We start from the raw sequence: 12,833 nt of genomic DNA on the forward strand, positions 1-12,833 counted from the left end.
GACTAAGCCGCACGGCAATAGTGCCACGACCGCTTTGGCCGCAGCTCGGCTTCCGTTAACATAGCCGGCTTTTTCACGCGGGAGACAGACAGGCATGGCGCAATATCAACCGGGGCAACGCTGGATCAGTGACAGCGAAGCGGAATTGGGTCTGGGAACCATCCTCGCCGAGGACGGCCGCCTGCTCACCGTGCTCTACCCGGCCACCGGCGAAACCCGCCAGTATGCTACGCGCAATGCTCCGCTGACCCGTGTGCGCTTCGCCCCGGGTGACGAGATCACCCATTTCGAAGGCTGGAAGCTCACCGTGCAGGAGGTCGAAGACGTCGACGGCCTGCTGGTCTACCACGGCCTCAATGCCCAGCATCAGCCGGTGACCATGCCGGAAACCCAGCTGTCGAACTTCATCCAGTTCCGTCTCGCCAGCGACCGCCTGTTCGCCGGCCAGATCGACCCGCTGGCCTGGTTCGCCCTGCGCTACCACAGCCTCGAACACAACAGCCGCCTGCTGCAGTCGTCCCTCTGGGGCCTGGGCGGTGCTCGCGCTCAACCGATCGCCCACCAATTGCACATCGCCCGCGAAGTGGCCGACCGCATCGCCCCGCGCGTACTGCTGGCCGACGAAGTGGGCCTGGGCAAGACCATTGAGGCAGGCCTGGTGATTCATCGCCAGCTGCTCTCCGGTCGCGCCAGCCGCGTGCTGATCCTGGTGCCGGAAAACCTGCAGCACCAGTGGCTGGTGGAAATGCGCCGTCGTTTCAACCTCGATGTCGCCCTGTTCGACGCCGAGCGCTTCATGGAAAGCGACGCCAGCAACCCCTTCGAGGATTGCCAACTGGCGCTGGTCGCCCTGGAATGGCTGAAGGACGACGAGAAGGCCCAGGACGCACTGTTCGCCGCCGGCTGGGACCTGCTGGTGGTCGACGAAGCCCACCACCTGGTCTGGCACCCGGAGCAGGCCAGCGCCGAGTACGCGCTGGTAGAGCAACTGGCCGAGGTCATCCCCGGCGTGCTGCTGCTCACCGCCACCCCGGAACAGCTCGGCCAGGACAGCCACTTCGCCCGACTGCGCCTGCTCGACCCTAACCGCTTCCATGATCTGCAAGCCTTCCGTGCCGAAAGCAGCCAGTACCGCCCGGTCGCCGAAGCGGTGCAGGAACTGCTCGACCAGGGCAAGCTCAGCGCCCAGGCCCGCGATGCCATCGGCGGCTTCCTCGGCGATGAAGGGCGCGCGCTGCTCGACGCCATCGATACTGGCGACAACGAAGCGCGCGCGCGCCTGGTACGCGAGCTGCTGGATCGCCACGGCACCGGTCGTCTGCTGTTCCGCAACACCCGCGCCGCCGTACAGGGCTTCCCCGAACGCGAACTGCACCCCTACCCGCTGCCGAGCCCCGACGAATACCTTGAGCTGCCGCTGGGCGAGCACGCCGAGCTGTACCCGGAAGTCAGCTACCAGGCGCAGGACAATGTCGACGAAGAACAGCGCTGGTGGCGCATCGACCCGCGCGTCGAATGGCTGATCGACACCCTGAAGATGCTCAAGAAATTCAAGGTGCTGGTGATCTGCGCCCACGCCGAGACCGCACTGGATCTGGAAGACGCCCTGCGCGTGCGCTCCGGCATCCCGGCCACGGTGTTCCATGAAGGCATGAGCATCCTCGAGCGCGACCGCGCCGCCGCCTACTTCGCCGACGAAGAATTCGGCGCACAGGTGCTGATCTGCTCGGAAATCGGTTCTGAAGGCCGCAACTTCCAGTTCGCCCATCACCTGGTGCTGTTCGACCTGCCAGCCCACCCGGACCTGCTCGAGCAGCGCATCGGCCGTCTCGACCGCATCGGCCAGAAGCACCGCATCCAGTTGCACGTGCCTTACCTGGAGAACAGCCCGCAGGAACGCCTGTTCCAGTGGTACCACCAGGCGCTGAACGCCTTCCTCGCCACCTGCCCCACCGGCAACGCCCTGCAGCACCAGTTCGGCCCACGCCTGCTGCCGCTGCTGGAAAACGGCGATGACGGCGAGTGGCAGCAACTGGTGGACGAAGCCACCGCCGAACGCATCCGCCTGGAAGGCGAGCTGCACAGCGGCCGCGACCGTCTGCTGGAGCTGAACTCCGGTGGCGCCGGTGAAGGCGAGGCGCTGGTAGAAGCCATCCTCGAGCAGGACGATCAGTTCACCCTGCCGATCTACATGGAGGAGCTGTTCAACGCCTTCGGCATCGACAGCGAAGACCACTCCGACAACGCCCTGATCCTGCGCCCCAGCGAAAAAATGCTGGACGCCAGCTTCCCGCTGGGCGACGACGAGGCAGTGACCGTGACCTACGATCGCGAGCAGGCCCTGGCCCGCGAGGACATGCAGTTCCTCACCTGGGAACACCCCATGGTGCAGGGCGGCATGGACCTGGTGCTGTCCGGTTCGATGGGCAACACCGCCGTCGCGCTGATCAAGAACAAGGCGCTCAAGCCTGGCACCGTGCTGCTGGAGCTGCTCTACGTCAGCGAAGTCGTTGGCCCGCGCAAGCTGCAACTGGGGCGTTTCCTGCCACCGGCGGCGCTGCGCTGCCTGTTCGACGCCAACGGCAACGACCTGGCCGCCAAGGTCGGTTTCGAAACCCTCAACGATCAGCTGGAAAGCGTGCCGCGCGCCAGCGCCAACAAGTTCGTCCAGGCCCAGCGCGACGTTCTGGCCAAGCAGATCAACGACGCCGAAGCCAAGGTTACGCCGCGTCACGTCGAGCGTGTAGCCGAAGCCAAGCGTCGCCTGATCGCCGAACTGGACGAGGAACTGGCGCGCCTGGTCGCCCTGCGTGCGGTCAACCCGAGCGTGCGTGACAGCGAGATCGACGCCCTGCGCGAGCAGCGCGAACAGAGCCTGGCGATGTTCGACAAGGCCGCCCTGCGCCTGGAAGCGATTCGCGTACTGGTGGCCGGTTAAGTGCTGCTAGCCCCTCTCCCCCTGGGAGAGGGGTTGGGGTGAGGGTGCAATGCCCGCCACCTGCTGCCTAACCTGCGCAGTAGCCCGGATGCAATCCGGGAGCATGGTGCCGACCATCCCCGGATTCCATCCGGGCTACGAACAGGTGCGTTACCCGCCCAGCTCTTCCAGCCGCTTCTGCAGAAACTGCCGATCAGGCCCCTGCTGCGCCAGTGCCAGGGCCTGGCGGTAGGCAGCAATCGCCTGCTCACGGCGGCCCAGCCTACGCAGCAGGTCGGCCCGCGCCGCATGGGCCAGGTGGTAACCGTCCAACTCGCCGGTGGCGAGCAGACGGTCGATTTCCTCCAACCCTGCCTGCTCACCGTCACGCATGGCCAGCGCCACGGCGCGGTTGAGTTCGATTACCGGCGAAGGCTGCAGCCGCAGCAACTCGTCATACAGACCGACGATCTGCACCCAATCGGTTTGCTCCAGGCTGGCCGCTTCGGCATGCACCGCAGCAATTGCCGCCTGCAGGCTGTAAGGGCCGAAACGTCGCGAATGCAGCGCCTGCAACACCAGGGCCTCGCCTTCGGCGATCAGCTCGCGATTCCATAGGCCTCGATCCTGAGCCTCCAGCAGGATCACTTCACCATCGACGCCGCTGCGCGCAGCACGACGCGACTCGTGCAGCAGCATCAGCGCCAGCAACCCCTGTACTTCCGGCTCGGGCAGCAATTCCAAGAGCAAACGGCCCAGGCGAATCGCCTCGTCGGACAGCTGGCTGCGGGTCAGCGAATCACCGGAGCTGGCGAAGTAGCCTTCGTTGAACACCAGATAGACAACGCGCAGCACCGCCTCCAGGCGCTCGGGCAGCTCGCTGCGTCCCGGCACCTCGTAAGGGATGCGCGCGTCGCGAATCTTCGCCTTGGCCCGCACGATGCGCTGGGCCAGGGTCGACGGGCTGGAGAGAAAGGCGCGGGCGATCTCCTCGGTGGTCAGGTCGCATACCTCGCGCAGGGTCAGTGCTACCTGGGCGTCACTGGCCAGCGCCGGGTGACAGCAGGTGAAGATCAGGCGCAGGCGGTCGTCTTCGAGCAGCTCGCCCCCCTCGGTGTCGCTCTCATCTGGCAGCTCGACCTGTTCATCCAACGGCTGGAAGCGACGCTGCCGACGCAGGTTGTCGATGGCCCTGAAGCGCCCGGCAGACACCAGCCAGGCACGCGGGTTGTCCGGCACTCCGCTCTGCGGCCATTGCTCGACCGCGCTGCGAAATGCCTCGTGCAGCGCCTCCTCGGCCAGGTCGAAGTCACCCAGCAGGCGGATCAGAGTAGCGAGCACGCGCCGTGACTCCTCGTGGTATAGCCGCGCGATCAGCTCGGTGACAGGTGGCGATATCGACATGCGCTTCTCCTGAACGAACGCATACGTTGCCCAATACTGCCGGTGACGTCGAGTAGCGGCACGATCCGCCCCCCGATTTGGCACCCCTCGCATTGGCATCCGTTCGGTCGCTGGGCATAGTCGCGCCATTCCAATAACGAAGGGAGTCTTGCTATGCGTTGGTTGCTGCTCGGCCTGGCGGGTGCTGCGGTATTTCTCTACGGCCGGATCACCGGCGATGCACAGCTCAGCCTGCTGACCAAGGGCATCCCGGTGATCGCCCTGCTGCTCTGGCTGCGCCAGGCGCCGGTGGGCACCTATCGCCGCTGGATCGGCATCGGCCTGGTGTTCTCCCTGGCCGGCGACATCCTGCTGGACTGGCCGGGTGATCTGTTCGTGTTCGGCCTCGGCGCCTTCCTGCTCGGCCATCTGGCCTACCTGCGCGCCTACTGCTACGACAGCCGGCAACCGGCTCTGCCCGCCCTGCTGCTTGCGCTGGTCGCCGGTGGCGCAATGTTCGCCATACTGGCCAGCAGCGGCCTGGGCGAGCTGTTGATCCCGGTGGCCTGCTATGCCACGGCAATCAGCCTGATGCTCTGGCGTGCCCTGGCTCGTATCGGCCAGCCGCAGCTGCAGCCGCGCTCCACCTGGCTCGCCGCTGGCGGCGCGACACTCTTCGTGCTGTCCGACAGCCTGATCGGCATCGACCGTTTCGTCGCCAGCTTCGACGCCGCACCGTACGCCATCATCCTTACCTACTGGCTCGGCCAGTGGGGCATTGCCGCCTCGGCGTTCGAGCGCCAGAACGCCTGAGGCAGCCAGCGAAGGTTTCCACTTGCGGCCAGGACAATCGCTCCTACAAAAGCACGCTTTCCCCCGAGGAGGCAAAAGGATTGTCCTGCACTTGCAGCTCGTAGCCTGGGGCTTGCGACCGTCTTTTTGCTAAAATGCCGGCCTTTTCCGCTACCCGTTGCGACTGCCGTGAGCCAAGAACCTGATCGTCTATTCGCCCAGCCTCTGCCCGAGGTGCCCGATTTCGTCTTCAACGAGGACGTGGTGCGGGTGTTTCCCGACATGATCAAACGCTCGGTGCCTGGCTACCCGACCATCGTCGAGAACATCGGCGTGCTCGCCAGCCAGTTCGCCCAGCCGCAGACGACGCTGTATGACCTCGGCGCCTCGCTCGGTGCCGTGACCCAGGCGCTGCGCCGCCACGTACGCGTCGATGGCGGCAAGGTGATCGCCGTGGACAACTCGCCGGCCATGGTCGCGCGTTGCAGCGAATACCTGCATGCCCAGGACGCCATGTTCCAGGAGCTGCTGCCGGTGGAGGTGATCGAGGCCGACATTCTTGCCCTCGACCTGCAGCCCACCTCATTGGTCACGCTCAACTTCACCCTGCAGTTCATCCCGCCGGAGCGGCGCCTGGAGCTGCTCACACGCATTCGCCAGGCCCTGCTGCCCGGTGGCGCGCTGATCCTCTCGGAAAAGCTGCGTTTCGAGGATGCAGTCGAGCACGACCTGCTGACCGAACTGCACGTGGCTTTCAAGCGCGCCAACGGCTACAGCGAGCTGGAAATCGCGCAGAAGCGCAGCGCTATCGAAAAAGTGATGCTGCCCGACAGCCTCGAGCAGCACCGCGAGCGCCTGCTGGCCGCTGGCTTCAGCAAGGTGGTGCCATGGTTCCAGTGCCTGAACTTCGCCTCGCTGGTGGCCCTGCCATGATGCGCGACCTGGACCTCGATGCCCTGCAGGCGCAACTGGCCGGCACCCCGCTGCAGGAGTGGGCGGCCGACCTGCCCGGCCAGCTCGACGCCAAGCTGGCCATCGGTCATGGCGACCTGGCGCGCTGGTACGGCGCCGTACAGGCCCTGCCGGATCTACCGGTGAGCGAAGTGGAGCTGGCTCAGCGCTTCGCCTTTGGCGGCGCCTGCGACGAGGCGAGCCGCTCGCAGCTTGATACCGCCCTGCGAGGGCTGATTCCCTGGCGCAAAGGCCCGTTCGAACTGTTCGGCGTGCATGTCGATACCGAGTGGCGCTCGGACTGGAAATGGCGGCGCGTTGCCCCGCATCTTGATCTGGCGGGCAAACGCATCCTCGACGTCGGTTGCGGCAACGGCTACTACATGTGGCGCATGCTCGGTGCAGGTGCCGACAGCGTGGTCGGCATCGACCCCAACTGGCTGTTCCTCTGCCAGTTCCTGGCGATGAAGCGCTACCTGCCGGATCAACCGGTGTGGCACCTGCCGCTGGCCTTCGAGGAACTGCCGGCCAAGCTGCAGGGCTTCGATACGGTGTTCTCCATGGGCGTGCTGTACCACCGCCGCTCGCCCATCGATCATCTGCTCGACCTCAAGGATGCCCTGGTCAAGGGCGGCGAGCTGGTGCTGGAAACCCTGGTGGTCGAAGGCGACGCCGAGCAGGTGTTGGTGCCCGAGGATCGCTACGCGCAGATGCGCAACGTCTGGTTCCTGCCCTCGGTACCGGCGCTGGAGCGCTGGCTGCGCCGCGCCGGTTTCGAGGACGTGCGCTGCGTCGACGTCAGCACCACCTCGGTGGAAGAGCAACGCGCCACCGAGTGGATGCGCTTCCAGTCGCTGCCGGAATTTCTAGACCCGGCCGACCACAGTCGCACCGTCGAAGGCCTCCCGGCGCCGACCCGCGCTGTGCTGATCGCACGCAAGCCGTAACGCTGGCCGCTCGTAGGGCGGACTCAGGAGCGGAGCGAACAGTCCGCCATCGGTGTATCCTCGAATCTCAGCATGAACCTCACTTAGCAACGGCGTACTGCTTCGCGAGTACGCCCTACGGCCGCAGCCAGCGTGCACGTCGCTGTGCGATCAACCGCAGCGGCTCGCCTGCGCCCTGCTCCACCACGCCACGAGCACTGCCCAGACGAATCCGTCCCTCGATGTCCTGCGCCAGCAGGCGACGCATGCGCCGGCGCCAGAACCACGCCCCCACCCAGTCGACGATGGCGTTCTGCAGATCCAGCGGCCACATGGCTGGCATGTAGAACTCGGGCATGGCTGGGCGCGACTTGTCGTGCTTGCTCGAACTGTTCATGGCATTTCCTCCGTATCGCGGCCGGCTTCTTGCCGGGGTTGCGATCAGGATGAAACGCGCCTATCGTTCAATCAAACGACAAATATCAAACACTTAATTAATTAATATTTAACGATCATGAATGCGACAGCCCCCATCTCTCTACCGCTTCTGGAAAGCGACGTGCTGCGCACTTTCGTCGCCATCGCCGATAGCGGCAGCTTTACCCGTACCGCCGCACAGATATTTCGCAGCACGGCGGCCGTCAGCCTGCAGATCAAGCGCCTGGAGGAAGCCCTCGGCAAGCGCCTGTTCATCCGCGAGCCACGACAGGTTCGCCTGACCGCCGAGGGCGAGCTGCTACTGGGCTATGCCAGGCGTCTGCTCAAGCTGAACGAGGAGGCGGTGGCGCGCTTTCTCACCCCCACGCTGACCGGACGCGTGCGCTTCGGCACACCAAACGATATCGGCGACCGTGTGCTACCAGGCGTACTCATGCTGTTCGCCCGCAGCCACCCGGGTGTGGAGGTCGAAGTCAACGTCGGGCGCAGCGTGGATCTGGTGGCGAAGCTGGATGCCGGCGAGCTGGATCTGACCCTGATCAACGCCGGCAACGACGGCCTGGATGACTCTCGCGGCGAAGTGATCTATTCCGAGGAACTGGTCTGGGCCGGACGCGATGGCGGCCTGGCCATACAGCGCTCGCCCCTGCCGCTGGCGCTGGCCAACCCGGGCTGCGCCTGGCGCAGAACTGCGATCGATGCGCTGGATCGCCAGGGTATGGCCTATCGCATCGCCTACTCCTGCGAGCAGTGCGCCGGCCAGGAAGCGGCGATGACCGCCGATCTGGCCATCGCGCCCTTCCCGCGCAGCCTGGTCAGGCCGCCGCTACGCCGACTCGGCGCAGAACAAGGCTTGCCCGCCCTTGGCGAGTACCACATCAAGCTGATTCTCGGCCATCAACGCAACGACGCCGTCGAGGCGCTCGCCAGGCAGATGGTTCAGGCTTTCAGCCAGGACTGAACGAACGAAGTGGGAGGCGCTTCAGCGGCGATAGACCATCGAAAGTCGCGGCTGAAGCCCCTCCCACAAAGTACCCTAGCCGCGGTAGGCAGCCGCGACGATCAGCGCTTTCATCTCGGCGACTGCCTGCTTGAAGCCGACGAACAGGGCATGAGCGACGATGGCGTGGCCGATGTTCAGTTCGTTGACGCCGGGAATCGCCGCCACGGCTTCGGCATTGTGGTAATGCAGGCCGTGGCCGGCGTTGACGATCAACCCGTGGTTCAGACCGCAGATGACGCCATCACGAATGCGCGACAGCTCATGCGCAGCTTCTTCCGCCGTATGGGCATCGGCGTAACGACCGGTGTGCAGTTCGATGACCGGCGCACCGACACGCATGGCCGCTTCGATCTGCCGCTCCTCGGCGTCGATGAACAACGACACCTCGCAGCCCGCCAGGGTCAGACGCTCGACCGCTGCGGCGATACGCGCTTCCTGCCCGGCCACGTCCAGGCCGCCTTCGGTGGTCAACTCCTGACGGGTTTCCGGCACCAGACACACGTGCGACGGGCGGATCTGCTCGGCGAAACCGAGCATGAAATCGGTGACGCCCATTTCGAAGTTCATCCGCGTCTGCAGCACGTCGGCCAGCACGCGCACATCGCGATCCTGGATATGACGGCGATCTTCACGCAGGTGCACGGTGATGCCATCGGCACCGGCTTCTTCGGCGTCCAGCGCAGCCTTGACCGGGTCCGGGTAACGCGTACCGCGAGCCTGGCGCAGGGTGGCGACGTGGTCGATGTTCACGCCGAGCAGAATACGATTGGCCTCAGTCACGCTTGGACTCCTTGAGCGTCATGAAAAGTTCGCGGCTGACCAGGGGCCTGCCGCCGAGATGGGGTGCCAGCGCCTGGCGCATCAGGCGCTTGGCGGCAGCCAGCGCGCCGGGCGTTTGCCAGTCAGCTTCGGCCATGGCCAGCAGCTCGCTGCCCTGGAACACACCGGGTTGCAGTTGTACCACCGGCACCAGGCCGATGTCCTGCTGCCAGCGGTAAAGTGCCGTTGGATCGATGGGTTGGTCGTGCTGGTCACGATCCAGGGCGAAACCATAGCCCAGCTCGTCCAGCAGGCGCCATTCGAACGCGCGCAGCAGCGGTTCCAGCGCCCGACCAGCAGCCAGTGCCTGCAAGGTCAGACCGTAGTGTTCGAGCATCACGGGGTGCGGATCTTCGGCCGGTAGCAGGCGGATCAGCAGTTCGTTGAGATAGAGCCCAGAGAACAGTGCCTCGCCCGTCAACAGCAGCGGAATACCGGCGCTTTCCAGGCGGCCGACAGTCTTCAGCTCGCCGCGCCCACGCAGTTCCAGCTCCAGCGGCGCAAAAGGCCGGGCAATGCTGCCGATCTTGCCGCGAGCGGCGCGCAGTACGGCACGCACGCGCCCCTGAGCGGTGAAGAAATCCACCAGGGCGCTGCTTTCCTTGTACGGACGGCTATGCAGAACGTAGGCGGCAGGAATCATGTGGGTAACCGCCAGAATGCGCCATGAGCAACGACAAGGATGCGCATGGCGCCCCGATCAATCCAGGTAACCCAGCGAGCGCAGGGCGCGCTCGTCGTCGGACCAGCCACCTTTGACCTTGACCCAGAGATTGAGCATCACCTTGGAGTCGAACATGGTTTCCATGTCCTTGCGCGCTTCCTGACCGATGCGTTTGATGCGCTCGCCCTTGTCGCCGATGATGATCTTCTTCTGTCCGTCACGTTCCACCAGGATCAGGCCGTGGATATGCAGAATGCGGCCTTCCTGCTTGAACTCCTCGATCTCCACGGTGATCTGGTACGGCAGCTCGGCACCGAGCTGACGCATGATCTTCTCGCGGATCAGCTCGGCAGCCAGGAAACGGCTGGAGCGGTCGGTGATCTGGTCTTCCGGATAGAAATGCTCGGACTCCGGCAGGCGCTCGCCCACCAGCTTCTCCAGGGTATCGAGGTTCTGCCCCTGCAGCGCGGAGATCGGCACGATCTCGGCCTGCGGCAATTGCTCGGCCAGCCAGCCCAGGTGCGGCAGCAGTTCGCTCTTGTCTTCCAGGCGGTCGGATTTGTTCACCGCCAGCAGGATCGGGCATTTGACGTGCTGCACCTTCTCCAGCACCAGTTGGTCTTCGTCGGTCCAGCGCATGCGGTCGACCACGAACACCACGACGTCAACGTCCTTCAGCGCTGTGCTGGCGCTGCGATTCATGTAGCGGTTGAGTGCCTTCTCGTTGTTCTTGTGCAGCCCCGGGGTATCGACATAGACAGCCTGAACCTCGCCCTCGGTCTTGATCCCGAGCATGTTGTGGCGGGTGGTCTGCGGTTTGCGCGAGGTGATCGCCAGCTTCTGCCCGAGGATGTGGTTGAGCAGCGTCGACTTGCCCACGTTGGGCCGGCCGACGATGGCGACGTAGCCGCAACGGGTCACAGGTGCATCAGTCATTACCATTCTCCACCCCGAGGGCGATCAGCGCCGCAGCCGCAGCGACCTGCTCGGCGATACGCCGGCTGCCGCCCTGGCCCAGGGTCTTTTCATTGAGCAGGGAAACCTGGCACTCGACCATGAAGGTACGGCAGTGCGGCTCACCCTGTACGTCCACCACCTCGTAACGAGGCAGCTCGCAGGCACGCGATTGCAGGAACTCCTGCAGGCGTGTTTTCGGATCCTTGTTGGTGTCGACCAGGGTCAGGCCGTCCAGCTCGCCGGTCAGCCAGTCCAGCACGCGCTCGCGTGCTGCATCCATACCGGTGTCCAGATAGATGGCGCCAATCAGCGCCTCCAGGGCATCGGCCAGGATCGACTCGCGACGAAACCCGCCGCTTTTCAGCTCACCGGAGCCCAGGCGCAGGTATTCGCCCAGCTCGAAACCGCGCGCCAGCACGGCCAGCGTCTCGCCCTTGACCAGGCGTGCGCGCAAGCGCGATAGCTGGCCTTCGCGGGCTTGCGGGAAGCGCTCGAACAGCGCTTCACCGGCTACGAAATTGAGGATGGCATCACCGAGAAATTCCAGCCGCTCATTGTTGCGGCCGGCGAAACTGCGATGGGTCAGGGCCAGGACCATCAGGTCCTGGTCCTTGAAGCTATAGCCGAGCTTGCGCTCGAGGCGGGACAGATTTGGACTCACGGCATCCGTACACGAAATTCTTTGTCGAAATTCACCACCAGATCGAGGTTCTCGATCAGTGGCTCGCGTTTTTCATATTTGAGGTGGGCGCGGAATTCATTGTTCTCCTGCGTCACCTTGAGCACATCACGCAGATTCAGGTCACGAATGTTGTTGACCTGCATGCCCTTGCTCACATGGTTGTAAAACTCACCAACGGTGCGCACATCCGACGCCTTGTCGGTTTCCACCGAAGTAATGATCTTCTCCATGGACATGTAGTCCATGTAGTGCGGCAACATCTTGAACGCTGTGCTGGCGAAGAATGCCACCACGGCCAGAACCATCAGCCAACCCAGAATGGAAAGCCCCTGCTGCGAGCGCGCGAAAGTCATGTGTATCCCCAATGAACGGTCTTGTTGGAAAGCCTGGCGGCTAGACTATTTATAGCCTGCGGCGCTGTATTGAACAGCGCGCCAGTGCTCAATGAATCAGGCCGACCCGAGAGAAATTGGGCAGATTGCTGGTCTTGGGCTCCGGCCAGCTCATCCAGATGGCGAAGGCCTTGCCGACGATATGATCGTCCGGAACCATGCCCCACAGCTCCTGAGGGATATGACGATCACGCCAGTAACGGCTGTCGTTGGAGTTGTCACGGTTGTCGCCCATCATGAAGTAGTGCCCTTGTGGCACCACCCATTGGCCGCCAGGCTCGCGGCGCATGCGGGTCATTTCCTTGCGAATGGTGTGTTCGACCTGACCGAGGCGCTCCTGGTAGAGCATCGCACTGCCCAGGCTACCCGCTTCTTCGCCGATCAGCTTCTCGGCCACCGGCTCACCATTGATCAACAAGCGCTTGCCCTGGGTGTACTCGATACGATCACCCGGAAGACCAACCACGCGCTTGATGTAGTTGATGCTCGGATCGCTGGGGTAGCGAAACACCATCACATCGCCGCGCTGCGGGTTATCTACCTCGATGATCTTCTCGTCGATCACCGGCAGGCGAATGCCGTAAGCGAACTTGTTGACCAGGATGAAATCGCCCACTTCCAGGGTCGGCTTCATCGACCCGGAAGGAATCTGGAACGGCTCGACCAGAAACGAGCGCAGCACCAGCACGATAGCCAGCACCGGGAAAAAGGATTTGCCGTACTCGACGAGCAAGGGCTCCTTGTTCAGGCGCTCCAGCACCCTGTCGTCGGGGTCGTCGACCCGCCCCTGGTACGCCGCAATCGCCGCACGGCGGCGCGGAGCCAGCAGGATCAGATCGATCAGGGCCAGGAAGCCGCAAACGGCAACCGCGATAACCAACAGGAGCGGGAAATTGATCGACATAGAGC

General features: G+C 64.2%; 13 protein-coding genes. 5 read left to right on the top strand and 8 right to left on the bottom strand.

Annotation, left to right across the window (positions count from 1 at the left end; all coding sequences use genetic code 11):
* Window positions 1-94 precede the first annotated feature (94 nt).
* On the top strand, window positions 95-2,938 hold the full coding sequence (gene rapA, locus INS93_RS09565; RefSeq protein WP_192981276.1) for an RNA polymerase-associated protein RapA: 2,844 nt from the start codon (window positions 95-97) through the stop codon (window positions 2,936-2,938).
* A gap of 150 nt (window positions 2,939-3,088) precedes the next feature.
* Here rapA and INS93_RS09570 read toward each other — a convergent pair whose 3' ends face one another.
* Window positions 3,089-4,321 carry an RNA polymerase sigma factor gene (locus INS93_RS09570; protein WP_192981277.1) on the bottom strand — a complete coding sequence of 411 codons (1,233 nt, stop codon included), beginning with the start codon at window positions 4,319-4,321 and terminating at the stop codon, window positions 3,089-3,091.
* 153 nt (window positions 4,322-4,474) lie between these two features.
* On the opposite strand from INS93_RS09570, the gene INS93_RS09575 reads away from it, so the two are divergent.
* The 3 genes from INS93_RS09575 (at window position 4,475) to cmoB (ending at window position 6,990) form a co-directional block, all read left to right on the top strand.
* The gene (locus INS93_RS09575) at window positions 4,475-5,113 is read left to right on the top strand and encodes a lysoplasmalogenase (RefSeq protein WP_192981278.1); all 639 of its coding nucleotides are present in this window, start codon (window positions 4,475-4,477) and stop codon (window positions 5,111-5,113) included.
* Window positions 5,114-5,281: 168 nt separating this feature from the next.
* Window positions 5,282-6,025 carry a carboxy-S-adenosyl-L-methionine synthase CmoA gene (gene cmoA, locus INS93_RS09580; protein ID WP_192981280.1) on the top strand — a complete coding sequence of 248 codons (744 nt, stop codon included), beginning with the start codon at window positions 5,282-5,284 and terminating at the stop codon, window positions 6,023-6,025.
* Window positions 6,022-6,990 carry a tRNA 5-methoxyuridine(34)/uridine 5-oxyacetic acid(34) synthase CmoB gene (cmoB, locus tag INS93_RS09585; RefSeq protein WP_192981281.1) on the top strand — a complete coding sequence of 323 codons (969 nt, stop codon included), beginning with the start codon at window positions 6,022-6,024 and terminating at the stop codon, window positions 6,988-6,990. Before cmoA ends, cmoB begins: the two co-directional genes overlap by 4 nt.
* Before the next feature lie 115 nt (window positions 6,991-7,105).
* On the opposite strand, the gene INS93_RS09590 is transcribed toward cmoB, so the two are convergent.
* Entirely contained in the window at window positions 7,106-7,366 is a 261-nt protein-coding gene (locus INS93_RS09590) for a hypothetical protein (protein WP_160020483.1), read from the bottom strand.
* Window positions 7,367-7,483: 117 nt separating this feature from the next.
* Here INS93_RS09590 and INS93_RS09595 point away from each other — a divergent pair, with 117 nt between their 5' ends.
* Complete coding sequence (locus INS93_RS09595; protein ID WP_160020484.1) at window positions 7,484-8,368, top strand: LysR substrate-binding domain-containing protein; 885 nt, start codon at window positions 7,484-7,486, stop codon at window positions 8,366-8,368.
* 75 nt (window positions 8,369-8,443) lie between these two features.
* On the opposite strand, the gene pdxJ is transcribed toward INS93_RS09595, so the two are convergent.
* The 6 genes from pdxJ to lepB form a co-directional block, all read right to left on the bottom strand.
* Complete coding sequence (gene pdxJ / locus INS93_RS09600; RefSeq protein ID WP_160020485.1) at window positions 8,444-9,190, bottom strand: pyridoxine 5'-phosphate synthase; 747 nt, start codon at window positions 9,188-9,190, stop codon at window positions 8,444-8,446.
* Window positions 9,183-9,872, bottom strand: a complete 690-nt coding sequence (gene recO / locus INS93_RS09605; RefSeq protein ID WP_192981283.1) for a DNA repair protein RecO — start codon at window positions 9,870-9,872, stop codon at window positions 9,183-9,185. The genes pdxJ and recO overlap by 8 nt, the downstream gene beginning before the upstream one ends.
* Window positions 9,873-9,929: 57 nt before the next feature.
* On the bottom strand, window positions 9,930-10,829 hold the full coding sequence (gene era / locus INS93_RS09610) for a GTPase Era (RefSeq protein ID WP_017677759.1): 900 nt from the start codon (window positions 10,827-10,829) through the stop codon (window positions 9,930-9,932).
* Window positions 10,822-11,511 (bottom strand): ribonuclease III, encoded by a 690-nt coding sequence (rnc, locus tag INS93_RS09615; protein ID WP_160020488.1) that lies wholly within the window; start codon window positions 11,509-11,511, stop codon window positions 10,822-10,824. The genes era and rnc overlap by 8 nt, the downstream gene beginning before the upstream one ends.
* Window positions 11,508-11,885, bottom strand: coding sequence for a DUF4845 domain-containing protein (locus INS93_RS09620; RefSeq protein WP_093049217.1), 378 nt, complete (start codon window positions 11,883-11,885; stop codon window positions 11,508-11,510). Before INS93_RS09620 ends, rnc begins: the two co-directional genes overlap by 4 nt.
* Window positions 11,886-11,973: 88 nt before the next feature.
* Complete coding sequence (gene lepB, locus INS93_RS09625) at window positions 11,974-12,828, bottom strand: signal peptidase I (protein WP_192981285.1); 855 nt, start codon at window positions 12,826-12,828, stop codon at window positions 11,974-11,976.
* Between the last annotated feature and the right edge of the window lie 5 nt (window positions 12,829-12,833).

It is taken from the genome of Pseudomonas sp. EggHat1 (genome assembly GCF_014892995.1).
Lineage (GTDB): Bacteria > Pseudomonadota > Gammaproteobacteria > Pseudomonadales > Pseudomonadaceae > Aquipseudomonas > Aquipseudomonas chaetocerotis.

Coding starts and splice junctions, on each gene's coding strand:
- INS93_RS09575 (WP_192981278.1), top strand. CDS start 4,475: ATGCGTTGGTTGCTGCTCGGCCTGGCGGGTGCTGCGGTATTTCTCTAC.
- cmoB (WP_192981281.1), top strand. CDS start 6,022: ATGATGCGCGACCTGGACCTCGATGCCCTGCAGGCGCAACTGGCCGGC.
- INS93_RS09590 (WP_160020483.1), bottom strand. CDS start 7,366: ATGAACAGTTCGAGCAAGCACGACAAGTCGCGCCCAGCCATGCCCGAG.
- rapA (WP_192981276.1), top strand. CDS start 95: ATGGCGCAATATCAACCGGGGCAACGCTGGATCAGTGACAGCGAAGCG.
- INS93_RS09570 (WP_192981277.1), bottom strand. CDS start 4,321: ATGTCGATATCGCCACCTGTCACCGAGCTGATCGCGCGGCTATACCAC.
- era (WP_017677759.1), bottom strand. CDS start 10,829: ATGACTGATGCACCTGTGACCCGTTGCGGCTACGTCGCCATCGTCGGC.
- INS93_RS09620 (WP_093049217.1), bottom strand. CDS start 11,885: ATGACTTTCGCGCGCTCGCAGCAGGGGCTTTCCATTCTGGGTTGGCTG.
- recO (WP_192981283.1), bottom strand. CDS start 9,872: ATGATTCCTGCCGCCTACGTTCTGCATAGCCGTCCGTACAAGGAAAGC.
- lepB (WP_192981285.1), bottom strand. CDS start 12,828: ATGTCGATCAATTTCCCGCTCCTGTTGGTTATCGCGGTTGCCGTTTGC.
- INS93_RS09595 (WP_160020484.1), top strand. CDS start 7,484: ATGAATGCGACAGCCCCCATCTCTCTACCGCTTCTGGAAAGCGACGTG.